Origin of the sequence: Rhodococcus sp. T9N, assembly GCF_024436645.1 — a bacterium.
Classification (GTDB): domain Bacteria; phylum Actinomycetota; class Actinomycetes; order Mycobacteriales; family Mycobacteriaceae; genus Rhodococcus_F; species Rhodococcus_F qingshengii.
Map to the genome: position 1 here is coordinate 14315 of NZ_JAMSKS010000027.1, position 24597 is coordinate 38911.

The following is a 24597-nucleotide window of genomic DNA, read 5'->3' on the forward strand; positions in this document are numbered from 1 at the left end:
TCAGTGCCCCTTCTTGTTTCGCTTTCCGGTCGGCCGCGCACCCGGCTGCGGAGCAACCGGCGCACGGCGTGCAACTGGTGCGCCGACGGCAACCGTCTGCGTACCTTTCTCGGCCAGCGTAGCCCGGCGCGAGAGCACCTTACGAGTGTGCGCGGCAACGGGTCCCCAGCGTTCCTTCATCGACACCAGGAGCGGCGTCGCGAAGAAGATCGAGGAGTACGCACCCACGATGATGCCGACGAGCTGAACGAGCGCAAGGTCCTTGAGTGTGCCGACGCCGAGCATCCAGACCGCGACAACCATCAGAGCGATCACCGGGAGCACGCTGATGACCGTCGTGTTGATCGATCGCATCAAGGTCTGATTCACCGCGAGGTTGGCCTGCTCGCCGTACGTCCGGCGCGTCAGATGCAGAACACCGCGGGTGTTCTCTTCGACCTTGTCGAACACCACCACGGTGTCGTACAGCGAGAAGCCGAGAATGGTGAGCAAACCGATCACCGTCGCGGGCGTCACCTCGAAACCGACGAGCGAGTAGACGCCGGCAGTGACGATGATGTCGAAGAACAACGCAACGATCGCAGCTACCGCCATGTCCCGCTCGAAGCGGATGGCGATGTAGATACTCACGATCACCAGGAACACAATCAGCGCGATCAGCGCCTTCTTGGTGATCTGGCCGCCCCAGGTTTCACTCACGTCCGCAAAACTGATGGCTTGCGCCGACGGGTTCCCGTTCTTGTCCTTGGGCTGGAACTCGTCGAAGAGAGCCGACTGAAGATCGTTGATCTGCGTCGCGTTCAACGTCTCCGACCGGATCTGCACGGTTGCGCTGGCACCCGAGCCGACTGTCTGCACGCTGACCGGTTCGAACCCGAGTGTGTCGGAGTAGACGGTTTCCACCGCCGACGTCTCGACTCCGCCCTCGGCAGGGAACTGAATGCGTGATCCGCCTTCGAAATCGATACCGAAGGTGAAGCCGCGCAGGATGATGCTCAGCAGCGCAATGGCGACCAGAGCGCCGGTCAGTCCGTAGTAGAAGCGACGCTTGCCGACGACCTCGAACGCACCCGTTCCGGTGTACAACCGCGAGAGCCAGCTGTGCTTGGGCATCGCGCCCTGATCGACGCCTGAGTCGGTGATCTCCGACCGGGCCGCCGCATCGGCGGACTCGGCGGCGGAACTGTTGGTGGACCCCACCGGGGAGTTGTTGGACTCGCTCATGCTCGTGTCTCCTTAGCCGACGCAGCGGCGGCAACCTTACGTTCGCGGGCAACCTCTTGCACTGCGCCGAGACCGTTGACGCTGGGCTTGGACCAGAACGCCGAACGGGACGCCATGCTGACCAGTGGCCACGTCACGAGGAACACGACAATCACGTCGAGAATGGTCGTCAGACCCAAGGTGAAGGCGAAGCCTCGCACCTGTCCGACCGCCAGCACGTACAGAACTGCAGCGGCGATGAAGCTCACCGCGTTGCCGGAAAGAATTGTTCGGCGTGCTCTTGCCCAACCGCGTGGCACCGCCGAGCGGAAGCTACGGCCCTCACGCATTTCGTCCTTGATGCGTTCGAAGAACACGACGAACGAGTCGGCGGTCATACCGATACCGATGATCAGACCAGCCATGCCGGCCAGGTCGAGCGTGAAGCCGATGTATCTGCCGAGCAGAACCATGATCGCGTAGACCATGACTCCCGAGAGAATCAGCGACAACGCCGTCAGGACGCCGAGCATGCGGTAGTAGACGAGGCAGTACAGCAGAACGAGAACGAGACCGACCGCGCCGGCGATCAATGCCGCCTGCAGTGAGGCCAGGCCGAGCGTGGCCGAGACCGTCTCGGCCTCAGAGGCTGCGAACGAGAGCGGAAGCGAACCGTACTTCAGTGTGTTGGCAAGTTCTTTGGCACTCTCGGCAGTGAAACTGCCCGTGATCGAGGTGGCGCTACCCGCAGGCGTTGCACCTTGAATCGTGGGAGCGCTGACGACCTTCGAGTCGAGCGTGAACGCTGCCTGCTTGCCGATGTTGGCTGAGGTGAACTCGGCCCAGGTGTTGCTGCCGGTCGTCTTGAACGAGAGGCTGATCTCGTGGCGCGACTGCTGCGAGTTGAAGACCGAAGACGCGTCGGCAATCTCCTGTCCGTCGATGATCGAAGGACCGAGGAGATAGATGTTCAGTCCGTCTTGCGAGCAGGCGACCAGCGGCAGGGTCGGGTCGTCGTTTCCACGGAGCGGATCCGCGACGGAGCAGTCGAGGTTCGCCACTGCTTGCTGCTGCACTGTCGGATCGCTGCTCTGTCGGAGGGCGCGCGCTGCGGCGATTTCCGCTGCTGCTGCGTCGCCTTCGTCGGTGCCGTCGCTCGGCGCGTCCCCGGTGGGGGCCGGAGTCGTTGTCTGCGGCGCGGGCGTTGCCTCGGGAGTAGTCGGGTCCTGAGCCAGGAACGGACGGTTCTGCGGCGTCTGCGTCCCGTCAGCGGGTGCTTCGGGGGCCGGTGCATCAGTGGCCGGAGTTTCGGCCGCCGGCGCCTCGGGCGTAGCTGTCCGATTCGCGTCACGGGTGGCGACGTCGATCGAACCCGTCACCGGGCGGATGTACAGACGAGCGGTCTGGCCGAGCGAGCGAGCCTGCGCACTGTCGTCGCCGGGAACGGTGATGACGAGGTTGTCACCGTCGACAACGACCTCGGAACCGGAAACGCCGAGACCGTTGACGCGGGTCTCGATGATTTCCTGAGCCTGCTTGAGACTGTCCTGACTGGGAGCGCTGCCGTCCGGGGTACGAGCGGTCAACGTGACGCGCGTTCCACCCTGCAGGTCGATGCCGAGTTTCGGCGTGGCCGACTTGTCTCCAGTGAAGAACACCAGGGCATACAGTGCCACTACCAGGACCCCGAAAAGGGCCAGGTAGCGGACCGGATGCACCGTTCCGGTGGAAGGTGCCACGATCTTTAAGTCTCCTCGGTAGGTGCAGAGCTTCAGTAAGTGCACGGCTCGGGTGGTCGACGACCACCCGAGCTGCGGCGTTCGAACTGCAACGATTGATCAACGGGGTGAACTGAGCTGCTGGTGTAAGAGCGGACAAACCGATCTGGACGTGTGTCCGAGTTCACAACTCTAGAACACGTACCAGTTCGACGAAGTCAGGACTCCTTGGTGAGCCGGATTTCGGTGTCGGCAGCAGACTCTTCGATCTCGGAAATCGAGTCGTCGTCATACTCGTCGGTCTCGGTCGTCTCGACGACGCGCTCACGGATGACCAGACGCGACCAGGTGGTGATGACACCGTCCGCGATCTCGAGGTCCACGGTGTCGTCGTCCAGGGAAGCGATCGTGGCGTAGAGCCCGGCCGTGGTCTGCACCCGATCGCCGACCTGCAGCGAGTCCTGCATCTCGGAAGTCGCGGCCAAGGCCTTCTTCTGCTTGCGCATGCCCAGGAACATGGGCACCAGCAGTGCGAGGATCAAGAGGGGGAAAAGCAAACTCGACATGTGTTGATCAACCTCGGTTGTGTTGCACGTTTTACGCCGCGATGGTCCCGGATGGACCTACGCAATACACCAGTGTGCCATTAGTTGCTGAGGATTCCTGACAGATCGGCCGTTCAAGTAGGCCTTTCCAGTCGAAATTCACTCGCCGTTCGGATCGAACAACGTGGCCTGCGGTTCGTTGACACGAACCTCGATACCGCCCGCTGCGGCATCCGGCGGCGGTGTCATTCCGAGTTGAGTCCAGGCAGCGGCGGTAGCCACACGTCCTCGCGGCGTCCGGGCGATCATTCCGGCCCGGACCAGGAACGGCTCGCACACTTCTTCCACCGTCGACGGTTCCTCGCCGACGGCCACCGCAAGCGTCGACACGCCGACGGGCCCGCCGCCGAACGAACGCACCAAAGCACTCAGTACCGAACGGTCGAGACGGTCCAAGCCCAACTGGTCCACGTCGTAGACGGCCAAGGCCGCCTGAGCGACGTCCATGGTGACGATTCCGTCGGCGCGCACCTCGGCGAAGTCGCGAACCCGGCGCAGCAATCGGTTCGCGATACGCGGTGTCCCCCGCGAGCGTCGTGCGATTTCGGCACCGGCGTCAACTTCGAGATCGACGCCCAGAATTCCGGCCGAACGCATCAGAATCTGTTGCAGCTCTTCGGGTTCGTAGAAATCCATGTGAGCGGTGAACCCGAAGCGGTCGCGTAACGGACCGGTCAGCGCACCCGACCGCGTAGTCGCACCGACCAGCGTGAACGGTGCAACCTCCAGAGGAATCGACGTGGCGCCCGGCCCCTTACCGACGACGACGTCGACACGGAAGTCTTCCATGGCCAGGTACAACATCTCCTCGGCCGGACGAGCGATTCGGTGAATCTCGTCGATGAACAACACGTCGCCCTCGACGAGGTTGCTCAGCATCGCAGCCAGGTCTCCGGCGCGTTCGAGCGCCGGTCCGGACGTCAACCGCAGAGAAGAGCCCAACTCCCCCGCGATGATCATCGCCATCGACGTCTTGCCGAGCCCGGGGGGACCGGACATCAGGATGTGATCAGGCGTGCTGCCACGAAGTTTTGCTCCGGTGAGCACGAGCTGCAGTTGTTCGCGAACACGAGGTTGACCGATGAAGTCGTCGAGACTCTTGGGGCGCAGACTCGCTTCGACATCACCGTCTCCCGCCACCAATTCGGCAGAGACCTGCGACTCGTCGTCGAAATCGTCGATCGGGTCGAAGTTCATCGAGTCTTACCGAGCAGCGACAGAGCAGAACGCAGTGCGACCGACGTGGTGGCCTCGGGCGATTCCGCCAGAACCGAATCCGTGGCCTGCTCAGCCTGCTTGATCGGGAAGCCCAGACCTTCGAGAGCCTCGACGATCTGATCACGGATCGAACTGCCGACGACGACACCGGACGCCGCGCCGGCCGTCGTCGCGACGGCGTCGACCTTGTCGCGCAGTTCGACAACCATGCGCTCGGCGCCGCGTTTTCCGATACCGGGGACCCTCGTCAACGCCGTCAGGTTGCCTTCCGAGAGCGCCCGCCGCAGCGCGTCCGGTTCGAGAACTGCAAGAGTTGCCATCGCCAGGCGCGGTCCGACTCCGGAAACCGTCTGCAGGAGGCTGAACAGGTCCTTCGACTCGGTATCGGAAAAACCGTACAGCGTCATCGAGTCTTCGCGAACGATCATCGTCGTGAACAGTCGCGCTTCGCTTCCCCGGTGCAGCGCACCGAGAGTCACCGGGGTGGCATTGACCCGATAGCCGACACCTGACGCTTCGATGACCGCGTGATCGAGCGCAATATCGAGTACCTCGCCGCGTACCGACGCGATCATCGTGAACCTGCCTTCTTCGTCTCGGCCAATTTTGCCTGATACTTACGCATTTGTTCAGCGGCCATCGCCTCGGCGCGGGCCATCCGCTCGATCATCGGTGCTCGCCAGCAGTGACAGATCGCCAGCGCCAGAGCGTCGGCAGCGTCAGCCGGTTTCGGCGCCGTCTTCAAATTCAGAATTCGCGTCACCATCGCAGTGACCTGCGCCTTGTCGGCGTTACCGCTGCCGGTGACGGCGGCCTTCACCTCGCTGGGCGTGTGGAAACACACCGGAATGCCGCGTCTGGCGGCAGCGAGCGCGACAACTCCGCCTGCTTGCGCCGTCCCCATCGCGGTACTGACGTTGTGCTGCGCGAACACGCGCTCGATCGCGACCACCTCCGGCTTGTACTGCTCGATCCACAGTTCAGCCGCATCGGAGATCCGCAGAAGCCGAGAACCGAGGTCCATCTCGGCCGGAGTCCGCACCACGTCGACCGCAATGGGGCGCACTTTCCTGCCGTTGCTCCCGTCGACCACTCCCAACCCGCAGCGAGTCAAGCCTGGGTCCACTCCGAGCACGCGCACTTGTCACACCTCTCCATACCGAACAGCTGTTCGATAGCTTAGCGGTGCGCGGGACTACTACCCCGCATCAACACGCAACCCGGCCCGGACGCGGACGTCAGGACCGGGTTGAGTTGAAAAACAATCAGTCTTCGAGAGCCGCGAGAACCTCGTCGGAAAGATCGATGTTGGTGTAGACGTTCTGCACGTCGTCAGAATCTTCGAGCGCGTCGACGAGCTTGAAGATCTTGCGTGCGCCGTCGACATCCAAGGGAACCTCGACGGAAGCGCGGAAATCGGCTTCAGCAGAGTCGTAGTCGATGCCGGCTTCCTGAAGTGCCGACCGTACGGCAACCAGATCCTGTGGCTCACTGACGATTTCGAAGGTTTCACCGAGATCGGTGACTTCCTCGGCACCGGCGTCGAGCACAGCCATCAGCACGTCGTCCTCCGACTGGCCGTTCTTCTCGAGCGTGACGACACCCTTGCGAGCAAACAGGTAGGAGACGGAACCCGGGTCAGCGAGGTTGCCACCGTTACGGGTCATCGCGGTGCGAACTTCACCGGCTGCGCGGTTGCGGTTGTCGGTGAGGCACTCGATCAGAACGGCGACGCCGTTGGGTCCGTAGCCCTCGTACATGATGGTCTGCCAGTCTGCGCCGCCCGCTTCTTCACCGGCGCCGCGCTTGCGCGCACGCTCGATGTTGTCATTGGGAACAGACGTCTTCTTCGCCTTCTGGATGGCGTCGTACAAGGTGGGGTTGCCCGTGGGATCGCCACCGCCGGTTCGTGCCGCCACCTCGATGTTCTTGATCAGCTTCGCGAAGGATTTGCCACGACGTGCGTCGATCACAGCCTTCTTGTGCTTGGTGGTGGCCCATTTTGAGTGGCCGCTCATGCGATTCAAGCCCCTTTCCTGCTGCGTTGCGCACGCCGAATGCGCGTCTTTCAGCTCTGCCGATGTTACCCGTCCCACGTCACAACTCGCTGCATCCCCCGACACGAATTAGTCAAACCGCGCATTGTTTGCATAGAATTCAAACATGTTGGTCCGAATAGATCACGCCTCCACAACTCCACTCGCGGAGCAGATTGCAGCCGGGGTTCGTGGCTCGGTCATCCGCGGTGAGATCGGACCAGGTGACCGCCTGCCGTCCGCTCGCGCTCTCGCCGAGTCGATCGACGTCAATCTCCACACGGTTCTTCGTGCGTACGCAACACTCCGCGACGAAGGCCTGATCGACCTCCGACGCGGACGTGGCGCCGTCATTCGCGCCGAATTCGACTCGGGAAGGACAGCTCTCAACGAATCTGCGCGCGAGTTCGTACGGCAGGCCCGAAATCTCGGACTCGACACTGCGCACATGCTCGACCTCATCAAGGAGACCAGCACACAATGACGACCAGCAAGATCCGACTCTGGACAGCAGCTTCGCTGACTCTGATCCCGACCCTGATCCTGGTTCTCGCACGCTTCGCGTGGGGTGACCGCCTACCCGAGACCGTCGCGAGCCATTGGTCCGGATCGACCCCGGACGGCTTCAGCACCACGACGACGTTTTTCGCCATCGCGCTGGTGATTTCTCTGGTGGCTGTCGTTTGCGCCTGTGTCGTCGCGGCCCGTTCGAGCGACAACGCGCCCTTGTTTCTCGCCGTAACCTCGATCTCGAGTGCGACACTGGCGACGATCTGGATTCTGAGCGTCGCCCTGACGATCGACGCCGGGTCGCCGGAAGCCGCGCGTATCGGCTGGTGGATTCTTGCGCCGATCGCGGCGGTACTCGTAGGAGTTCTGGCATACGCGCTGCCTGACCAGCAACGAAGCGGCCCGGAGTCGCCACTGCCGACCCCGACGCTCGACACTCCGCTGACGGCCTCCGAACGTGCAGTGTGGGTCGGGCAGGTCCGCAGCGTCTGGCCGTGGATCGTTACCGCCGGCCTCGTAGTTCTCGTGATCGCGACTGCCGCGTACTCGGATTGGTGGGTTGCCGTGATCCTGGGTGTGTCCACCCTCGCCGTCACAGCATTCGCGTCGGTTACCGTGCGCGTCGACCGTCACGGTGTCGGCATCAGTTCCTGGGGCGTTCAATGGAAGAAGATCCCCATCTCGAAGGTGAAGTCCGCATCAGTCGACGCGATACGTCCGGCCGAATGGGGCGGATGGGGTTACCGAATTACACCGCGCGGAACAGCCGTCACTCTCCGCTCGGGTGAGGCCATCGTGGTCACTCTCGAGAACGGACGACTGTTCGCCGTGACCGTCGATCACCCGGAAGACGGTGTGAAGCTGATCAATTCGTTGGTTCAGGCTGGTTGATTCACGACCAACGTCAATTCACGAACAACACGGCAGCGGCATTGCCGGCGAGGTAGAAGCCGGCAATGCCGAACACCCAACCCATTGCGCTGTCGCCGTAGCGAGACATCAGCGAGTCCACTCGGCGCAGCGGCTTGTCGAGGCGGTTGCCGGCCACGACCCGCCCGCACAACAGAAGCACTGCGGGCACGGCCATGATCAGGCAGTATCCGGCAAGTATCGACGCAGACGTGACTGCGGACAGCCCAGCAGCGGTGATCATCGCGATCGCCGCCAAGTAGGGCAGCATCGTCACCAATTCGGCGGTTCCGGCAGCAATCGCCAGAAGTACAACACTTCTCGCGGAACTGGCCGAGCCGAGCACCCGCTCTCGCCAAACATGGGTTCGATCGGCCTGACCGGATGTGCGTCTCTTCTCGGAATCGAATCGAAAGCTCCACGCGAACAACGCGATACCGAGAATCAACTGCGCAACGCGGGCGGCGGGGGTGTCGAGTAGCGGGGCGACGACTGGCATGCCTACCCGTGCCGTCGTCCAGACGACCACCCCGACAACAAAATAGAACGTCGTGATGACCACCAGATATGTCAGCAGCCTGCGAACCTGCGGTCGTCCCGGCATCAACAACATCCAGACCGGGACGACCAATGTTCCGATGCTCGTACTGTCCAGCAGGGCGAGCCCGCCCAGCGTGGTGAGCAGGACGAGTTCCACGTCAGTCGTTTCGGCGCTCGGGTATCGCTGTCTCCCTCGTTCGGACTGCATTCACGATGTCGAAGGCACCGATGATCGCGAGGATCACGCCGAGTGGTCCGCCGCGAAACCAGAAGAACTCGGCGTCACGCGCGAACAGCCACAGACAGCCGCCACCGACGACCAAGAGAATGCCGATCATCAACTCGAAGCGAATTTTCATACGTCGAGCCTGTCTTCTCTATCGAATCCGCACATCAGCCATCGGAACAACGCCGACCTCATCATTTGGTATGACAAGTCAGGCGCCCCGATGTGCTCTGATAAGTCTGTGGTGACCAGAAGTCGGAGTGTCGGCAAGTGGAACGATCCGCTCATCGCCTTCGGCCTGTTCGCGATCGGGGTACTCCTCTACCTGGTCGGCCTGTACCAAATGTGGACCGATGTCGGAGGTATCGCCGACGTTCCCGCCGGGGTTCGGATCGGGATGCTGGCTCTGCTGTGTGCGATCGACTCGTTCCGGCGGGTGCGTCCGGCAACAGCTTTGGCGGCGGGGGCCGTCATCGTCGCGGTCGACGCTGCCCTGGGACCCACTCTGCCGATGTGGCTGGTCCTCTCGGATCTCACCTACGCCGCAGTTCTGTACGGGACGGCGCGGCTGGGCCGAGTGGTGTGTTCTCTGACCGCGGTGACGGTTGCCGCGCTCACCGCACTCGTCTACCTGTCCACCCAGGACGTCCGCGCTGCGGCTGGGGCAGGCGTGGTGACCGCTCTGTTCTTCGGTACACCGGTGTGGTGGGCACTGGTCATCCGTCGACAAGTCGAACTGACCGAGGCCGAACGCGAGCGTTCCAGAGTCCACGAAGCACTCGCCACTCTGGACCGCGAGGCCGCAGTCGCTCACGAACGAGCAACCATGGCGCGCGATCTGCACGACGTCATCGCAAGCCACCTCTCCGCCATCGCAATCCATTCGGAGGCGGCACTGTCCACCTCAGCTCTCTCCGGTGAACGGGGCCAACCAGACGACGGATTGAGGGAGATGATCGGAGCGATCAGATCGAGCAGTCTCGCGGGCCTTTCCGAGATGCGGTCGATGATCGAACTGCTCCACGCCGGGGACGACGAGACCCCGGACCCGCGTTCCTCTCCGCCGCGGCTGACCGAGTTGCCCGTCGTCCTGGACGCAGTTCGGGCAGCCGGCGGCACTGTGCACGTTGCGATCGACGTCGATGCTGCCAACCTGCCGAGCGTGGTCGATCACACGGCGTATCGGATCACCCAAGAAGCCTTGACCAACGCACTCAAGCATGCGCCCGGCGCGCCGATCTCGATGTCGATCTCTCTCCAGCACAATGCATTACAGATCGAGATCCGAAACCCCGTCGGTCGCGACACATCCAGTTTTCGGGCGGGAACGCACGGACTTGCAAACATGCGTCACCGCGCCGAGCTGCTGGGCGGTTCACTCGACGCACTTCCAGTCGACGGAGAATGGACGGTATGCGCACAGCTACCGGTCCCCGCACCGAACGGAACGGATCGGTGATCACCGTCGCCCTGGTCGACGACCACGCCGCGATCCGCTCCGGCCTGGCGATGATCCTGCGGCAGCACGACGACATCGATGTCGTTGCAGAAGCCGGTGACGGAGCGTCGGCGATCACCGTCACCCGCACGCATCAACCCGACGTCGTACTCATGGACGTCCGGATGCCAGGCACCGACGGCATCGAGGCGACGCGTCAGATCATCGGGACGACCCGCAGCCGGGTTCTGGTGTTGACCACCTTCGACCTCGACGAATACGTCTTCGCGGCCCTGCGCGCCGGTGCTTCGGGATTCCTGCTCAAGACTGCGACCGCGGACGAGCTGACCAGCGCTATCCGCAACGTCGCGGCCGGAGATGCAGTGCTCGCTCCTCGTGCGGCGCGTGCACTGATCGGCGAGTTCGTGCAGCGCGCACCCAAACCCACCGAACCGCTGGGATTGAGCGAGCTCACCGACCGTGAACGCGAGGTCCTCGCGCTGTTGGGGACGGGTATGTCCAACGCCGAACTGTCGCGTGAACTCGGAGTCGGTGCTCCGACGGTGAAGTCGCACGTGTCGCGAGTTCTGTCGAAGTTGCACCTCACCTCACGCGTCCAGGCGGCGATCCTTGCCCGCGAACTGGAGCTGTAGGTTCGGCCGAGGCTGAATACTCGCGCTATCCGCGCACCAGATCGACGAACATCTCGTGCACTCGACGGTCCCCGGTAACCTCGGGATGGAACGACGTGGCGATCACCGAGCCCTGCCGAACCGCGACGATCCGGCCTGCGGCCTCCCCCGCGGCGGCGGGAACCTGCGCAAGGACCTCCACGCCCGGCCCAACTCGCTCCACCCACGGCGCGCGGATGAAGACAGCGCGAATGGGATCACCGATGATGCCCTCGAACTCCAGGTCGGACTCGAAAGAATCGACCTGCCGACCGAAAGCGTTGCGGCGCACCGTCATGTCGATGGCGCCGAGACGCTCGGCGTCCGGCCGGGTGTCTAGTACCTCGCTGGCGAGCAGAATCATGCCCGCACACGATCCGTAAGCCGGCAGCCCGCCGCGGAGTCGCTCACGAAGCGGTTCCAGCAGCTCGAATACCTGCAGAAGCCGGCTCATCGTGGTGGATTCGCCACCGGGGATCACGATGCCGTCGACCTTGTCGAGTTCCTCCGGGCGCCGGATACCGACTGCGTCCGCTCCCGAATCATCGAGTGCGGCAAGGTGTTCGCGAACATCACCTTGGAGGGCGAGTACACCGATCAACGGACGCGTCATCACACAGTTCCTGTCTTGTTCTCACGGCTGTTCTTGCTCTCATGGCTGTCGGGTTCGCGTTCGAGACGCGTCAAACCCTCCTGAACCACCGCTGCCACCATGTTGCCATCGCGATCGTAGATACGCCCCTGAGTGAGCGCGCGACCGAAACCTGCCGACGGAGACGTCTGGTCGTAGAGCAACCACTCGTCGGCCCGGAACGGACGCAGGAACCACATCGCGTGATCGAGCGAAGCAGTCTGCGTCTTCACGCCGCGGTGCGGGACTTTCGAAGTTCCGAGCAGGGTCATGTCACTGAGATACGCAAGCGTGCAGATGTGCAGCAGCGGACGATCCGGCAGAGCCTCGCGGTAGCGCATCCACACGCGTTGTTGCGCGGCGAGATCCGGCGCTGACGCGCTCTGCTCAGCGGGCACAATTCTGATGTCCCAGTTCTTCCACTCCTGATAGAACTGCGATTCAGCCAACTTCGGAACGGTCTGCGCGTCCGGCAAGTCCTCCGGCGCCGGAACGGAGGGCATCCGGTCCTGGTGCTCGATACCTTCGTCGTCGACGTGGAACGAGGCCGACATCGTGAAGATCGTCTTGCCGTCCTGAACTGCATTCACCCGGCGGGTGCAGAACGAGCGCCCGTCGCGGATGCGGTCCACCAGGTAGACCGTCGGAATCTTCGGATTGCCCGGGCGCAGGAAATATCCGTGCAACGAGTGCACGTGGTAGCTCTCGTCAACGGTGCTCACGGCAGAAACCAACGACTGCCCGGCAACCTGCCCGCCGAACGTCCGTTGAAGTGCGGTGGGATGGACCGCACCACGGAAGATGTCCTTCTCCAGGTGTTCGAGCGCGAGGATCTCCTCGATACCAACCATGAGTCCTCCGAAAACATAGACCGCCGCACTGGGCGCGATGACGGTTCACAATATCGCCTCGGCGAGCGGGCACGGCACCATGGTGGGCGTGAGTACATTCATCCCGTCCAGTCCCCTCGCCCTGGCCGAGCAGATTGCAACGCTGAGCGGATCGTTTCCGTCGGTGGCGGTAGTAGCGATCGACGGACCTGATTGTGCACAGCCGTCTCGGCTCGCGGATCTGGTTGGCACCGCCGTCGAGTCGCGCGACAGGCCGAGTGCTGTTGTGTCACTGCACGACTACGTACGGCCGGCTTCGCTGCGATACGAGTTCGGCCACGAGGATGCGCTGAGTTACCGCACTATCTGGTTCGACTATCCGGCACTCGATCGTGAAGTGATCACCGCAGCCCGCACCAAACGGGCGTTCTTGCCGAAACTCTGGGACGAACCCACCGATCGATCGGCTCGTTCGACCCGTATCCCCGTCCATGAGCGCGCGGTCATCGTGATCGCCGGTCCGATGTTGCTCGGGCGCGGGCTGGAGTTCGACGTCAGCGTCCGCCTGGACATGAGCGAACCTGCCATGCGGCGGCACACACCGGAGGCAGATCTGTGGACCGTCGAGGCACTCCTCGAACACCGATCAGAAGTGTCCGAGGAGGTCGATTTCGAGGTCAGATACGACCATCCGGCCCGGCCTGCGGTGCGGTCTCGCCAGTGAAGGTCTCACTGCGATTGATCTCACGTCGGCCGACCTCACTTCGGGCGATACAGCCTGGTCAGACCCTCCTGGACGACTGCAGCAACCATATTTCCTCGGCTGTCGAAGATTCGTCCCTGCGTCAGGGCGCGACCGAAGCCCGCTGACGGCGACGTCTGGTCGTACAACAGCCACTCGTCGGCGCGGAACGGCCGCAGGAACCACATGGCGTGATCGAGCGAAGCGCTTTGCATGGCGACGTCCATGTGGGGGCCGCGGGAAGATCCGAGCAGCGTCATGTCGCTCATGTAGGCAAGCGTGCACACGTGAAATACCGGGTCGTCCGGGAGTGCCTCGCGGGAACGGAACCACACTTGCTGCTGCGCGGCAGCGCCCGGACGTTTGTCGATGTCGGCCTTCGGCACCATTCGAAGGTCCCAATCGGACCACTCACGCGCCAGCCACGCAGTCTCGGGATCCTCCGAATCCTGGGCGATGGCCAAGGTCTCGGGGTCAGGAACGGGTGGCATCTCGTCCTGGTGCTCGATGCCTTCGTCTTGGACGTGGAAGGACGCCGACATCGTGAAAATGGCTTGCCCGTCTTGAATTCCGGTGACCAAGCGGGTCGCGAACGATCGACCGTCCCGAACACGATCAACCAGAAAAACCGTCGGCTCCATCGGATTTCCCGGACGCAGGAAATATCCGTGCAACGAATGAACCGAGTAGGCCGGATCGACCGTGCGTACCGCCGACACCAATGCCTGTCCGGCGACCTGGCCGCCGAAAGTGCGGGTCAGGGTGGTCTCCGCGATGATTCCTCGAAAGATGTCCCGCTCGAGGCGTTCCAACTCCAGAATTTCTTCGATCCTCGCCATCGATGCTCCACATCTTCCCGTGTACCGACGTCTACCGACCTTCACACAATGCCTGACGCACCCCCGGCCACCAAAGTGGGCATCCGAAAACACTGAGCGACGGGGCGCATCGACTCAGAATGGCGGTGGATCGTCTCCGCCGTCGAAGGTCCTCCTCCGGGCCTTCTTCTTCATTCGGAGGTGCATTCGTAACCGCTGCCGCCGGCGTTCCCCCCACACACGAGCGGCCTTGTTCTCCAGACGTGTGCGCCGACGCCGACCACCCTCGGGCAGCACAGGCTCGAGCATTCCCGCCAGCAGACCTGACGGCCTCGTTCGGTAGCAATGTCCGGTCGGCGAGGTCAGCATGACACTCCGGTCCGGGTTCGAGATATGCAACCACTGACCGGAATGCTTGAGGCGGTGATGGTTTCGACAATACGCACTCAGATTCGACGCCACGGTCTTTCCACCACAAGTGGGATCGCGATGATCAAAGGGCTCAGTGTGATCAAGATCTGAATTCCATGCAGCGACATCGCAGTGCAACCACTGGCAGCTTCCTGCGATCACCCGCACCCAGGTGTCGAGGACAGCGCCGGGGCGGTAGACCGACGCCGAAGGAACAACGGGCGGAGGTACTGGCTCGCCCTCACCGGAAGACTCGAGCGCGGCATCGGCTGGTGCCTTCACCTTCCGAATCAGCGCACCCGCGGCGATGTCACGCGCATGCTCTGCACTGATCACTCCATAACCGTCGAGGTGAGCGGGTTCGTCTGCACCTGGTGCGTCACCGCCCTGAAGCGTTGATTCCAGCATGACCACGTGAACCAACGGCCGACGCACCACCACAATCCCGCTTCGATCTTGTGGGCACTCGTCCCGGCCGCAATCGCACGGCAGAATCGTCGACCCGGATACCAACGCTCCCAATGCGTCAGCTCGTCGTTGCTCGTACTTACGGGAATCGTGTCGACACACCGACATTGCCAACTCCCGCAACCGACGGTCGAAAGCCCGTGCTTCCTCCGCCGGAATACTCCCCAATATCCGCGCCATTCCGTCCTCGGCAGCGCTCACACCCACGAACCGATCAGCCAGGGCGCGGCGTCGACGTTCGCGTATCCCCTCGGGATCCACCACGGCGACGATCCGGTCGATAGCCGCTGTCAATCGGCGACCCGTCAAGCCGGTACCGCCAGGCATCGGTGGCGCCGAGATCTTTTCGAGGAGTTGCCGTTCCACCTCGTCGATCAAATCGTCGGCTACGTTGGCCGTAGCGGAGTCGATCAATCCGACTCGATACAGATCCAGTTCTCCGCGCGCCATGGCAGCACGCGTGCGATGGAGGCGAATCTTGAGAGAAAAGCCGAGACCGATCAACTTTCCCGCTGCGGCACGGCCCATGGTCAATGCCGCGCCGAGCTCGGCCTCAGCCAGTTCGTGAGCGGTAGACGACCAAGCACCGTTATCAGTGTGGTCAGCGCTGCGACGCTCGAAAAACTCGGCAATGGCAGCCAGTTTCCGTTCCACGAGCATCGATTCGCGCGCATGCAGATCGGCGATGAGATCGATGAGGGCGCAGTCGGATTCAGCACCGGACAGCTGCGCTGCGGTACCCGAACTTCCTACTCCGTCATCGAACATTCCTCAACATTATTCGAATATACGTTCGATATCCATGATTTCCAGGAATCAGTCCGAACAATCCCGATTGACCGAAAATTGTTGCGGAGCAACCTTTGCGGCCACTCGTGTTCCGGCAACGGATTCCCCTACTGAACCAGGGCGTTGATAATGCGGGCAGCTTCGGCCGGGTAGATAGGGCGGTCGGACCCACCACTCAATACCCAGTGGACTGGACTACCTTCGTCTAGGACTCGGAGTTGCACGTCGAGCGGAAACGCATCGATGTCAGCCGAGTCGACTCCAAAGACATGGACAATCTCATGCCCAGGTCGCCCCTCGAACTCGAAGATGTTCTCTACGACCTCGAGCAACTCGACGCTTCCCAACGTGACGCCGAGTTCCTCCGCGAACTCGCGCCGCAGCGCTGCCTCGGCCGTCTCACCGAACTCGATACCGCCACCGATCAATCGATGAAAGTTCTCCCCCGTGACAGAGTCCGTGCCGTCGAGTATGAGTATGTGACCGGAACGGACAGGTATCCCCAGTGAGATGTTACGAATTGACGACATACGACACAGTTTAGGTGGCCAACTCGAACACCATTTTGAATCCGACGACGGCGAATATCACCAAAAGTGATGGGGTGGGCGCAAATACGACTTGGACTTGCCGAGACTCCCGATGACAGACTCGAACACCATTCCCGGACAAAAGAACCCATTGAGGAACCGATGAACGACGCAAGTACCTGGACCGCACGACTCGCCGCACTCGACCTGACGCTCCCGCCTGTTGCCACCCCCGCAGGCTCATACCTCCCCGCCGTTCAGACGGGGTCATACGTCTACACGTCGGGGCAATTGCCGCTCGTCGACGGCACTACGACGTGCATCGGCAAGTTGGGCGAGGGCGTCTCCGTCGAAGACGCCGCCCAGGCGGCGCGGTTGTGCACTCTCAACGGACTCGCGGCAGTCGATGCCTTAGTCGGGCTCGATCGCATCGTTCGGGTCGTCAAGGTCGTTGGATTTGTTGCTTCCGGATCCGGATTTTCGCAGCAACCCCAGGTGATCAACGGTGCGTCCGACCTGCTGGCCGAGATCTTCGGTTCGGCTGGACAACACGCCCGCTCTGCGATCGGCGTCGCCGAACTACCCCGAAACAGTGCCGTCGAGGTCGAGTTCGTGTTCGAGGTATCGGACAGCATCTGATCGGTCTGCCACACCCCGAAGGGGCGGCGGTTGCCAACGCAACCGCCGCCCCTTCGTCTGTGAGGACTTTCAGGCACTGAGCCCAGTCGTCGAACCTGCTGTCACCAACCGCGCTCTGCGAGGCGGTGTCCGACGGGCAGGTCGTCGACGTTGATACCGACCATTGCCTCGCCGAGTCCGCGCGAGACCTTGGCGAGCACGTCCGGGTCGTCGTAGAACGTGGTGGCCTTGACGATGGCCTCGGCGCGCTGCTTCGGGTTGCCGGACTTGAAGATGCCCGATCCGACGAACACGCCCTCGGCGCCGAGCTGCATCATCATCGCAGCGTCTGCCGGGGTGGCGATGCCGCCGGCGGTGAACATGGTGACAGGCAGCTTGCCGGCCTTGGCGACCTCGACGACCAGTTCGTACGGGGCCTGCAGTTCCTTGGCGGCTACGTACAGTTCGTCCTCGCTCAGCGAGGTCAACCGGCGGATCTCGCCGCGGATGGTGCGCATGTGGGTGGTGGCGTTGGAGACGTCTCCGGTGCCTGCTTCACCCTTCGAGCGGATCATGGCCGCGCCTTCGTTGATGCGACGGAGCGCTTCGCCGAGGTTGGTGGCGCCACAGACGAAGGGAGCGGTGAACTTCCACTTGTCGATGTGGTTGGCGTAGTCGGCCGGGGTCAGGACCTCGGACTCGTCGATGTAGTCGACGCCGAGGCTCTGCAGGATCTGCGCTTCGACGAAGTGACCGATGCGTGCCTTGGCCATGACGGGGATGCTGACGGTGGAGATGATGCTGTCGATCATGTCCGGGTCGCTCATGCGCGAGACGCCGCCCTGTGCGCGAATGTCTGCGGGGACCCGCTCGAGTGCCATGACGGCGACGGCGCCTGCGTCTTCGGCGATCTTGGCCTGCTCAGCGGTGACCACGTCCATGATCACACCGCCCTTGAGCATTTCAGCCATGCCGCGCTTGACGCGGGCGGTGCCGATGGCGGTGGTGGGGGCAGAGTCGGGGGTGCTCACAGCAAACTCCTGCAGTAGTGGCGTGACAAAAGAAACGAGGCACGGCGAACACACGAGTTCATTCGCTCGGAGGCCTCTGGCCAGAACTCTAGGACTAACCGGCCTTCGATTCCGTATCCAATTTGCCATTGCTGGCCTTAGACTGCCCGCGAGCACTGAACGACCGAAAGATCAGCGGATGGAACGCACTTCCGGATCCTCGGTACCGTCCGCGATCGTCGCCGCTTCCACCAGGAGGTTTGCCAGATCCAACGGGTAGACCGGCTCACCGGACTTGGCCAATTGGCGGATCTCGTCGGCGCTGCACCAGCGATGGCCGGTGATGGCACGCTGCTCCAATTCCGTGTGGCCTTGGAAGACCGGCTCGAAGCCGTGAGTGCGCGTAGCGAAGAACAGCTCTTCCGAACGGATCAGCTCACCGTCGAACGGGAAAATCGCCACACGACGCCAGAGTGGACCTCGCAGATTCTCCGGAGCCACGACGAATCCGGTCTCCTCCTCGATCTCACGAACCGCGGCCGCTCGCAGATGTTCGCCGCGTTCGAGCCCGCCGCCGACGGTGAACCAGAAGTAAGTGTTCGGGATCTTGGGATCGTGCCCGCGCAACAGCAGCACCCGATCTTCTTCGTCCAGCATCACCACGCGGGCAGAGGTCCGTGACGTATCCACGGTGATGCCCTCGGGCACCGCCGCCGCGGTGGTGCGCTCCGATATCTCGAAGTACTGAGGTAGCGGTGCCGTTCCCCCGAGGTGCAGCCAGCGAACAAGTCGACGCGTACGCAACGCGAGAGTGTCGCGCACCGCGTCGTTGTGGAACCGCCGAGCGATCAGGACCCTCGCCTCGGCATCGGCCAACTCGGCCACCAGTTGAGGTCGCAGCGACGTCGTGCCGTAGGCAGCGAGAGCATTGGACAGCCGGTTCTCGGCAAGCTCACGATCCTGACGATCCGCACGTTCGGCGGCGTCCGCCAAGGTGACGAATCTGCGGGCGTCGTCGGCGCTCATGTCCACAGCCGCCGCGCGGACAACCGCGGCACGACGGGACAGAGCCGCATCGAGCGCCAACCACGACTGATCCGAACGCACATGCAGTCGATCGAGTCGGTTCGCCGTCCCGTACGCCCACAGTCCGACGACCAGGACGACGGCAGCGACGAGCCCGAGAATGAAGATCGTCAGAGCGGAGAAGGTCATGAACCCACCACGCGTACGCCGGTGCCGCCAACCGTGACGGTCTCGTAGACACGCAGGATCTGTTCGGCCACCACCGGCCAGTCGTATTCGGCAACAACACTTGTCGCGGTGTTGACCAGCGCGCGTCGTCGATCCGGGTCACCGAGAACGGAATCGATTGCCTCTGCCAAGGCATCGGAGTTCCCGATGGGGACCAGCAAGCCGGCCTGACCGTCGCGAAGAACACGGCGAAAAGCGTCCAACTCACTGGCCACGACGGCAGTGCCAGCCGCCATGGCCTCGACCAGCACGATCCCGAAGCTCTCACCGCCGAGATTGGGCGCGCAGTAGACGTCCGCACTGCGAAGCGCCGACGCTTTCTCCTCGTCACTGACCTGCCCGAGCAGGCGGAGATGCTTGAAGTACTTGCCCGCCTCTTTGCGGAGTTTCTCCTCGTCGCCGCGTCCGACCACGATCACCTCGAGATCCGGGTGACGCTCGACCAACTCCGGCAGTGCACCGAGGAGGACGGCCATCCCCTTGCGCGGTTCGTCGTAGCGCCCGAGGAACAGAATGGTTCCACCCTCGCGCGGATAGCCGGGCAACATGTCGGCCTCGGCAAACGCTGCGACATCGACGCCGTTGGGAATTTCGACCGCGTCGGATCCGAGGGACTCGACCTGCCAACGACGCGCCAACTCCGAGACTGCGATCCGGCCACTGATCTTCTCGAGATACGGAGCCAAGACACCCTGAAAAGTGCTCAGCACCAACGACTTCGTGGTCGACGTGTGGAAGGTGGCGACGATCGGGCCTTCCGCGATACGCAACGCGAGCATGGACAGACTCGGCGCATTGGGTTCGTGGATATGTAGAACGTCGAAGTCACCTTCCGCGATGAACTTGCGGAGGCGGTTGTTCGCCGTCGGGCCGAAAGACAACCGTGCAACAGAACCGTTGTAGGGAATCGCGACGGCTTTACCTGCGGAAACCACAAAATCCGGCAACTCGTCGTCATCGGACGACGGCGCAAGCACACTCACTTTGTGACCACGTTCGATCAGCACCTCTGCCAGATCCACCACGTGCGCCTGCACACCACCGGGGACGTCGAAGGAGTACGGGCAGATCATGCCGATCTTCATTCACCCTCCATGCGGGCGAGCCGCGATTCGGAGAGGTCGGAGCGCCACAGCGGCTGAAGCATGTGCCAGTCAGCGGGGTGCGCTGCGATGTTGACCGCGAAACGGTCGGCAAGTGCCTGCGTGGCCGGGCCGACTCCGCCGGATACGTCGATCGGCGGGTCGATCTTGAAACCCCAACCGTCGGGAGTGAACCAGCAGTGGACCGGAAGTAGCGGCGCGCCGGTGTCGATCGCGAGCTTCGCCGGGCCGGCGGGCATGCGAGTGGGTTCTCCGAAGAAGGTGACGGGCACACCCTTCTTCGCCAGATCGCGCTCCCCCAGCAAGCACACGATCTTGTTCTCGCGCAGATGCTTGGACAGTTCGACGAACGGAGGATGCTCCCCGCCGCTGAGCGGAAAGATCTCGAAACCGAGACTCTCGCGGTATTCGACAAACCGTTCGTACAGGGATTCGGGCTTGAGCCGCTCGGCAACGGAGGTCAACCCACCCCATTGCTGAACACACCACACGCCGGCCATGTCCCAATTACCGCTGTGGGGCAGCGCCAATACCGCGCCATGACCTGCTGCCATTGCTTTTTCCAGATGTTCCTGGCCCTCGACCAGCGCATGCAACGCCTTACCTGTCGCGACCAGGTCCATCGACGGTAGACGGAATGCCTCACGCCAGTACCGGGCGTACGAGCGCATAGAATCCTTGATCAACTGATCCGGAACTTCCTCCGGCGTCGTGCCCAGAACTCTCGCGAGGTTCTTCCTGAGTTGTTCGGGTCCGCCCTTGCGTACCGCGAAATCCGCTCCGGCGTCGAACAGCTTGACCGCCACCGATTCCGGCAGGCTTCGCACCAGACGCCAACCCGCGGCGTATCCCAGGTCGGTTGCACGCTCGGCAAAGCTCATTTCTCTGCCTCGCCGTCCGTGTCCGGCGCACCTTCGACCGTCGATGCGGCCGGGGCGATCGGCAGAAGTTCCCGAGCGCCAGGGGAATTGCGCACCGCGAGCACTCGCTGGAAGACCGTCACGATGCTTCCGGCGGCAAGTACCCACATCGCGATGTGGATTGCCCACGGAAGACCCATACCCGTCAGGCCGGATCCGACCAACACGATGATCAGTCGGTCCGGGCGCTCGATCCACCCGCCGTCCGCAGTCAGCCCGCTCGCCTCCGCACGCGCCTTCGCGTACGAGATGACCTGCGAGGTGACGAGGCAGATGAGCGTCGCGACGAGCAGCCACTTGCTGTTCTCGTGGTAGACCGCCCACCAGGCCAGGCCGGCAAAAATCGCGCCGTCGGCTACGCGGTCGCAGGTCGCGTCCAGTACCGCCCCGTACCGCGTTCCGCCGCCGCGAGCACGAGCCATTGCGCCGTCGAGCATGTCGAACATGACGAAGAACCAGATGAACATGGTTCCCCAGAACAGATGTCCGGACGGAAACAGCGTCACCGCACCGGCGACGCTTGCCACCGTGCCGATCACCGTCACCGAGTCCGGCGTCAGACCGGTCTTGACCAGCGCCTTCCCCATAGGTGCCGTCACCTTGGACACCGATGCGCGCCCGAAGAAGCTCAACACCGCAGGAACCCTCCCCGTCGTGAGTTCCGGTTCGGAACTCGTTGCAGCAATGCATCCTGCCATGAAGCCGGATGCGTCAACCTATTGTTGCCAGGCACCGGCGAGTAGTCCCCTGGTCTCCCGCAGCAATTGCGGCATCACCTTGACCCCACCGAGCACGGTGATGAAGTTGGCGTCGCCGCCCCAACGTGGCACTACGTGTTGGTGAAGGTGCTCGGACAGCGAACCGCCCGCAGCGGCACCGAGATTCAGGCCGACGTTGAATCCGTGAGGATTCGACACGCTCTTGATCACCCGCAACGCCTGCTGGGTGAACGCCATCAACTCGGCGCTCTCCTCCGGCGTCAGGTCTTCGAGTGCCGCGACCTTGCGGTACGGAACCACCATCAGGTGCCCCGGGTTGTACGGATACAGGTTCAGAACCGCATAGACATGCTCACCGCGGGCAACGATCAGTCCTTCTTCGTCCGACATCTTCGGAATGTCGATGAACGGTTCACCTGTCGTGCCCGGGGTGTTGGGCGCCTCGGTGATGTACGACATCCGATGCGGCGACCAAATGCGCTGCAAATGGTCAGGGTCACCGACGCCGTGGTCGATCAGCGAACCCGGACCGTCGTCACCGGGGGCGCTCACTGCGCCACGCTTGGCTGCACCAGTTCGGCTGTCGGCGAGGCGTTCTCGCGGCGGCCGATCCACTCGGTGATGATCCGGACGGCGTCGTCGACGGGAATGCCGTTGATCTGCGTGCCGTCACGGAAACGGAAGCTGACCGCGCCGGCCTCCACGTCACGCTCGCCCGCGAGGAGCATGAACGGGACCTTTTGCGTGGTGTGGTTACGGATCTTCTTCTGCATACGGTCGTCACTGAAGTCGACCTCGGCGCGAACACCGGCTGCCTTGAGCTTCTTCGTGACGTCGAACAGGTGATCGGCGAACGCCTCGGCCACCGGGATTCCGACGACCTGCACCGGCGCCAGCCACGCCGGGAACGCGCCCGCGTAGTGCTCGGTCAGGACACCGAAGAACCGCTCGATCGAGCCGAACAGCGCGCGGTGGATCATGACCGGACGAGTCTTGACGCCGTCGTTTCCGGTGTATTCGAGCTCGAACCGCTCGGGCAGGTTGAAGTCGAGCTGGATGGTCGACATCTGCCAGGTGCGGCCGAGTGCGTCCTTGACCTGAACGGAGATCTTGGGACCGTAGAACGCGGCTCCGCCCGGATCCGGCACCAGAGTCAGGCCGGAAGCTTCGCCGACCTCGGCGAGCGTTGCAGTTGCCTCTTCCCAGACGTCGTCGCTACCGACGAATTTGTCCGGGTTCTTGGTGGACAGCTCGAGGTAGAAGTCGTCGAGGCCGTAATCCTTGAGCAGGTTCAGCACGAACTGCAGCGTGGTGGTCAGCTCGTCGCGCATCTGCTCACGGGTGCAGTAGATGTGAGCGTCGTCCTGGGTCATGCCGCGCACGCGGGTCAGGCCGTGGATGACGCCGGACTTCTCGTAGCGGTAGACCGAGCCGAATTCGAAGAGCCGCAACGGCAATTCACGGTACGAGCGTCCGCGAGCACGGAAGATCAGGTTGTGCATCGGGCAGTTCATCGGCTTGAGGTAGTAGTCCTGGCCCGGCTTGCGCACGGTGCCGTCCTCGTTCAGTTCCTCGTCGACGTGCATCGCCGGGAACATGCCGTCGCGGTACCAGTCGAGGTGACCGGAAACCTCGTACAGATGCCCCTTGGTGATGTGCGGAGTGTTGACGAACTCGTAGCCCGCCTCGATGTGGCGGCTGCGCGAGTAGTTCTCCATCTCGGTGCGGATGATGCCGCCCTTGGGATGGAACACCGGCAGACCCGAACCGAGCTCGTCGGGGAAGCTGAAGAGGTCCAGTTCGGTACCGAGCTTGCGGTGATCACGACGCTCGGCCTCGGCGAGCAGTTCGAGGTATTCGTCCTGAGCCTCGGTGGACTCCCACGCGGTGCCGTAGACACGCTGAAGATCGGCGTTGTCCTGGTTGCCACGCCAGTAGGCGGCGGAGCTTCGGGTCAACTTGAAGGCCGGGATGTGCTTGGTGGTCGGAATGTGCGGGCCGCGGCACAGATCGGACCAGATCTTGTCGCCGGTACGAGGATCGAGATTGTCGTAGATGGTCAGCTCGTTGCCGCCCACCTCCATGATCTCGGGATCGTCGATACCGGACTTGTCGTCGATCAATTCGAGCTTGAAGGGCTCGTCGGCCAACTCGACCCGAGCGTCCTCGATCGAATCGACGACTCGACGCGAAAAGCGCTGTGATCCCTTGATGATCTGCTTCATACGCTTTTCGAGCTTGGCCAGATCCTCCGGAGTGAACGGGCGGTCCACCGCGAAGTCGTAGTAGAAGCCGTCCTTGATCGGCGGACCGATGCCGAGCTTCGCGTCGGGGAATTCTTTCTGAACCGCCTGCGCGAGGACGTGGGCCGCGGAGTGCCGGATGACGCTGCGGCCGTCCTCGGTGGATGCTGCCACCGGCTCGACGTCGACATCGACCTCAGGTGTCCACGACAGATCCTTGAGCGTTCCCTCGCCATCGCGGACAACGACGATCACGTCGGGCCCCTTCGTGGGGTAACCGGCTTCGCGCACTGCAGTCCCGGCGGTCGTCCCCGCGGGCACCCGAAGTGGGGCGGCTGAGTGCTCTGGCGCGGGACTGGTCACGGCGATGTGCTCCTAAAGGTATTGCGACAAGTTAGACAGGCGTCGTACCCACTGCGAGCACGCGCACGATCATG

The 24597-nt window shown here is 62.9% G+C and carries 27 protein-coding genes; 6 read left to right on the forward strand and 21 right to left on the reverse strand.

The features are described from left to right. The 7 genes from secF to M1L53_RS29390 form a co-directional block, all read right to left on the reverse strand. Positions 1-1224: a protein translocase subunit SecF gene (secF, locus tag M1L53_RS29360; protein ID WP_007732958.1), complete on the reverse strand. Its 1224-nt coding sequence runs from the start codon at positions 1222-1224 to the stop codon at positions 1-3. Next, positions 1221-2942, reverse strand: a complete 1722-nt coding sequence (gene secD / locus M1L53_RS29365; protein ID WP_007732956.1) for a protein translocase subunit SecD — start codon at positions 2940-2942, stop codon at positions 1221-1223. The genes secF and secD overlap by 4 nt, the downstream gene beginning before the upstream one ends. A 197-nt stretch (positions 2943-3139) precedes the next feature. Then, the gene (gene yajC, locus M1L53_RS29370; protein WP_003943339.1) at positions 3140-3487 is read right to left on the reverse strand and encodes a preprotein translocase subunit YajC; all 348 of its coding nucleotides are present in this window, start codon (positions 3485-3487) and stop codon (positions 3140-3142) included. Positions 3488-3625: 138 nt separating this feature from the next. Then, a complete protein-coding gene (gene ruvB / locus M1L53_RS29375; RefSeq protein ID WP_003943304.1) occupies positions 3626-4723 on the reverse strand; it encodes a Holliday junction branch migration DNA helicase RuvB in 1098 nt (365 codons plus the stop codon). After that, the gene (gene ruvA, locus M1L53_RS29380) at positions 4720-5319 is read right to left on the reverse strand and encodes a Holliday junction branch migration protein RuvA (protein WP_007732953.1); all 600 of its coding nucleotides are present in this window, start codon (positions 5317-5319) and stop codon (positions 4720-4722) included. The genes ruvB and ruvA overlap by 4 nt, the downstream gene beginning before the upstream one ends. Continuing rightward, complete coding sequence (gene ruvC / locus M1L53_RS29385) at positions 5316-5885, reverse strand: crossover junction endodeoxyribonuclease RuvC (protein ID WP_003943325.1); 570 nt, start codon at positions 5883-5885, stop codon at positions 5316-5318. The genes ruvA and ruvC overlap by 4 nt, the downstream gene beginning before the upstream one ends. Positions 5886-6009: 124 nt before the next feature. Continuing rightward, positions 6010-6762: a YebC/PmpR family DNA-binding transcriptional regulator gene (locus tag M1L53_RS29390; RefSeq protein ID WP_007732951.1), complete on the reverse strand. Its 753-nt coding sequence runs from the start codon at positions 6760-6762 to the stop codon at positions 6010-6012. Positions 6763-6907: 145 nt separating this feature from the next. Between M1L53_RS29390 and M1L53_RS29395 the strand changes: the two genes are divergently transcribed. Then, entirely contained in the window at positions 6908-7264 is a 357-nt protein-coding gene (locus M1L53_RS29395; RefSeq protein ID WP_003943322.1) for a GntR family transcriptional regulator, read from the forward strand. Continuing rightward, positions 7261-8181, forward strand: a complete 921-nt coding sequence (locus M1L53_RS29400) for a hypothetical protein (protein ID WP_007732948.1) — start codon at positions 7261-7263, stop codon at positions 8179-8181. Before M1L53_RS29395 ends, M1L53_RS29400 begins: the two co-directional genes overlap by 4 nt. A gap of 13 nt (positions 8182-8194) precedes the next feature. On the opposite strand, the gene M1L53_RS29405 is transcribed toward M1L53_RS29400, so the two are convergent. Together M1L53_RS29405 and M1L53_RS29410 are read right to left on the reverse strand one after the other, a co-directional pair. Next, entirely contained in the window at positions 8195-8896 is a 702-nt protein-coding gene (locus M1L53_RS29405; RefSeq protein ID WP_054188499.1) for a GAP family protein, read from the reverse strand. Between the two features lies 1 nt (position 8897). Continuing rightward, positions 8898-9098 (reverse strand): hypothetical protein, encoded by a 201-nt coding sequence (locus M1L53_RS29410; protein WP_003943331.1) that lies wholly within the window; start codon positions 9096-9098, stop codon positions 8898-8900. Between the two features lie 111 nt (positions 9099-9209). Here M1L53_RS29410 and M1L53_RS29415 point away from each other — a divergent pair, with 111 nt between their 5' ends. Next, positions 9210-10424, forward strand: a complete 1215-nt coding sequence (locus M1L53_RS29415) for a sensor histidine kinase (protein WP_232319095.1) — start codon at positions 9210-9212, stop codon at positions 10422-10424. Further along, the gene (locus M1L53_RS29420; RefSeq protein WP_046378508.1) at positions 10379-11056 is read left to right on the forward strand and encodes a response regulator transcription factor; all 678 of its coding nucleotides are present in this window, start codon (positions 10379-10381) and stop codon (positions 11054-11056) included. The genes M1L53_RS29415 and M1L53_RS29420 overlap by 46 nt, the downstream gene beginning before the upstream one ends. 25 nt (positions 11057-11081) lie before the next feature. Here the strand turns inward: M1L53_RS29420 and pdxT are convergent, their stop codons facing one another. Continuing rightward, positions 11082-11687 carry a pyridoxal 5'-phosphate synthase glutaminase subunit PdxT gene (gene pdxT, locus M1L53_RS29425; RefSeq protein WP_054188501.1) on the reverse strand — a complete coding sequence of 202 codons (606 nt, stop codon included), beginning with the start codon at positions 11685-11687 and terminating at the stop codon, positions 11082-11084. Further along, a complete protein-coding gene (gene tesB, locus M1L53_RS29430; RefSeq protein WP_007732935.1) occupies positions 11687-12556 on the reverse strand; it encodes an acyl-CoA thioesterase II in 870 nt (289 codons plus the stop codon). The genes pdxT and tesB overlap by 1 nt, the downstream gene beginning before the upstream one ends. A 37-nt stretch (positions 12557-12593) precedes the next feature. On the opposite strand from tesB, the gene M1L53_RS29435 reads away from it, so the two are divergent. Further along, positions 12594-13259, forward strand: a complete 666-nt coding sequence (locus M1L53_RS29435) for a hypothetical protein (RefSeq protein WP_261949404.1) — start codon at positions 12594-12596, stop codon at positions 13257-13259. A 35-nt stretch (positions 13260-13294) separates the two neighbouring features. Here M1L53_RS29435 and M1L53_RS29440 read toward each other — a convergent pair whose 3' ends face one another. The 3 genes from M1L53_RS29440 to M1L53_RS29450 form a co-directional block, all read right to left on the reverse strand. Beyond that, positions 13295-14116 carry an acyl-CoA thioesterase II gene (locus M1L53_RS29440; RefSeq protein WP_003943337.1) on the reverse strand — a complete coding sequence of 274 codons (822 nt, stop codon included), beginning with the start codon at positions 14114-14116 and terminating at the stop codon, positions 13295-13297. Positions 14117-14230: 114 nt separating this feature from the next. Then, positions 14231-15742, reverse strand: a complete 1512-nt coding sequence (locus tag M1L53_RS29445) for an HNH endonuclease signature motif containing protein (protein ID WP_054188502.1) — start codon at positions 15740-15742, stop codon at positions 14231-14233. A gap of 128 nt (positions 15743-15870) precedes the next feature. After that, entirely contained in the window at positions 15871-16293 is a 423-nt protein-coding gene (locus M1L53_RS29450) for an NUDIX domain-containing protein (RefSeq protein WP_030536863.1), read from the reverse strand. A gap of 162 nt (positions 16294-16455) precedes the next feature. Between M1L53_RS29450 and M1L53_RS29455 the strand changes: the two genes are divergently transcribed. Then, positions 16456-16932 carry a RidA family protein gene (locus M1L53_RS29455; RefSeq protein WP_050656607.1) on the forward strand — a complete coding sequence of 159 codons (477 nt, stop codon included), beginning with the start codon at positions 16456-16458 and terminating at the stop codon, positions 16930-16932. Positions 16933-17033: 101 nt separating this feature from the next. On the opposite strand, the gene pdxS is transcribed toward M1L53_RS29455, so the two are convergent. The 7 genes from pdxS to thrS form a co-directional block, all read right to left on the reverse strand. Next, positions 17034-17942, reverse strand: a complete 909-nt coding sequence (gene pdxS / locus M1L53_RS29460; protein WP_003943338.1) for a pyridoxal 5'-phosphate synthase lyase subunit PdxS — start codon at positions 17940-17942, stop codon at positions 17034-17036. 171 nt (positions 17943-18113) lie between these two features. Next, positions 18114-19136 (reverse strand): NUDIX domain-containing protein, encoded by a 1023-nt coding sequence (locus M1L53_RS29465; RefSeq protein WP_042449941.1) that lies wholly within the window; start codon positions 19134-19136, stop codon positions 18114-18116. Next, positions 19133-20260 carry a glycosyltransferase family 4 protein gene (locus M1L53_RS29470; RefSeq protein WP_054188503.1) on the reverse strand — a complete coding sequence of 376 codons (1128 nt, stop codon included), beginning with the start codon at positions 20258-20260 and terminating at the stop codon, positions 19133-19135. The genes M1L53_RS29465 and M1L53_RS29470 overlap by 4 nt, the downstream gene beginning before the upstream one ends. Beyond that, complete coding sequence (locus tag M1L53_RS29475; protein ID WP_042919909.1) at positions 20257-21159, reverse strand: phosphatidylinositol mannoside acyltransferase; 903 nt, start codon at positions 21157-21159, stop codon at positions 20257-20259. Before M1L53_RS29475 ends, M1L53_RS29470 begins: the two co-directional genes overlap by 4 nt. Continuing rightward, positions 21156-21833: a phosphatidylinositol phosphate synthase gene (gene pgsA / locus M1L53_RS29480; RefSeq protein ID WP_007732918.1), complete on the reverse strand. Its 678-nt coding sequence runs from the start codon at positions 21831-21833 to the stop codon at positions 21156-21158. The genes M1L53_RS29475 and pgsA overlap by 4 nt, the downstream gene beginning before the upstream one ends. A gap of 81 nt (positions 21834-21914) precedes the next feature. After that, a complete protein-coding gene (locus M1L53_RS29485) occupies positions 21915-22469 on the reverse strand; it encodes an HIT domain-containing protein (RefSeq protein ID WP_003943307.1) in 555 nt (184 codons plus the stop codon). Then, the gene (thrS, locus tag M1L53_RS29490) at positions 22466-24523 is read right to left on the reverse strand and encodes a threonine--tRNA ligase (protein ID WP_007732914.1); all 2058 of its coding nucleotides are present in this window, start codon (positions 24521-24523) and stop codon (positions 22466-22468) included. Before thrS ends, M1L53_RS29485 begins: the two co-directional genes overlap by 4 nt. Positions 24524-24597 lie beyond the last annotated feature (74 nt).

What these genes read in the sequence shown, in the direction of transcription:
- secF (WP_007732958.1), bottom strand. Translation starts at nt 1,224, where the DNA reads ATGAGCGAGTCCAACAACTCCCCGGTGGGGTCCACCAACAGTTCCGCC.
- yajC (WP_003943339.1), bottom strand. Translation starts at nt 3,487, where the DNA reads ATGTCGAGTTTGCTTTTCCCCCTCTTGATCCTCGCACTGCTGGTGCCC.
- ruvB (WP_003943304.1), bottom strand. Translation starts at nt 4,723, where the DNA reads ATGAACTTCGACCCGATCGACGATTTCGACGACGAGTCGCAGGTCTCT.
- ruvA (WP_007732953.1), bottom strand. Translation starts at nt 5,319, where the DNA reads ATGATCGCGTCGGTACGCGGCGAGGTACTCGATATTGCGCTCGATCAC.
- M1L53_RS29390 (WP_007732951.1), bottom strand. Translation starts at nt 6,762, where the DNA reads ATGAGCGGCCACTCAAAATGGGCCACCACCAAGCACAAGAAGGCTGTG.
- M1L53_RS29395 (WP_003943322.1), top strand. Translation starts at nt 6,908, where the DNA reads ATGTTGGTCCGAATAGATCACGCCTCCACAACTCCACTCGCGGAGCAG.
- M1L53_RS29400 (WP_007732948.1), top strand. Translation starts at nt 7,261, where the DNA reads ATGACGACCAGCAAGATCCGACTCTGGACAGCAGCTTCGCTGACTCTG.
- M1L53_RS29410 (WP_003943331.1), bottom strand. Translation starts at nt 9,098, where the DNA reads ATGAAAATTCGCTTCGAGTTGATGATCGGCATTCTCTTGGTCGTCGGT.
- M1L53_RS29420 (WP_046378508.1), top strand. Translation starts at nt 10,379, where the DNA reads ATGCGCACAGCTACCGGTCCCCGCACCGAACGGAACGGATCGGTGATC.
- pdxT (WP_054188501.1), bottom strand. Translation starts at nt 11,687, where the DNA reads ATGACGCGTCCGTTGATCGGTGTACTCGCCCTCCAAGGTGATGTTCGC.
- tesB (WP_007732935.1), bottom strand. Translation starts at nt 12,556, where the DNA reads ATGGTTGGTATCGAGGAGATCCTCGCGCTCGAACACCTGGAGAAGGAC.
- M1L53_RS29435 (WP_261949404.1), top strand. Translation starts at nt 12,594, where the DNA reads ATGACGGTTCACAATATCGCCTCGGCGAGCGGGCACGGCACCATGGTG.
- M1L53_RS29440 (WP_003943337.1), bottom strand. Translation starts at nt 14,116, where the DNA reads ATGGCGAGGATCGAAGAAATTCTGGAGTTGGAACGCCTCGAGCGGGAC.
- M1L53_RS29445 (WP_054188502.1), bottom strand. Translation starts at nt 15,742, where the DNA reads ATGTTCGATGACGGAGTAGGAAGTTCGGGTACCGCAGCGCAGCTGTCC.
- M1L53_RS29450 (WP_030536863.1), bottom strand. Translation starts at nt 16,293, where the DNA reads ATGTCGTCAATTCGTAACATCTCACTGGGGATACCTGTCCGTTCCGGT.
- M1L53_RS29455 (WP_050656607.1), top strand. Translation starts at nt 16,456, where the DNA reads ATGAACGACGCAAGTACCTGGACCGCACGACTCGCCGCACTCGACCTG.
- M1L53_RS29465 (WP_042449941.1), bottom strand. Translation starts at nt 19,136, where the DNA reads ATGACCTTCTCCGCTCTGACGATCTTCATTCTCGGGCTCGTCGCTGCC.
- M1L53_RS29470 (WP_054188503.1), bottom strand. Translation starts at nt 20,260, where the DNA reads ATGAAGATCGGCATGATCTGCCCGTACTCCTTCGACGTCCCCGGTGGT.
- M1L53_RS29475 (WP_042919909.1), bottom strand. Translation starts at nt 21,159, where the DNA reads ATGAGCTTTGCCGAGCGTGCAACCGACCTGGGATACGCCGCGGGTTGG.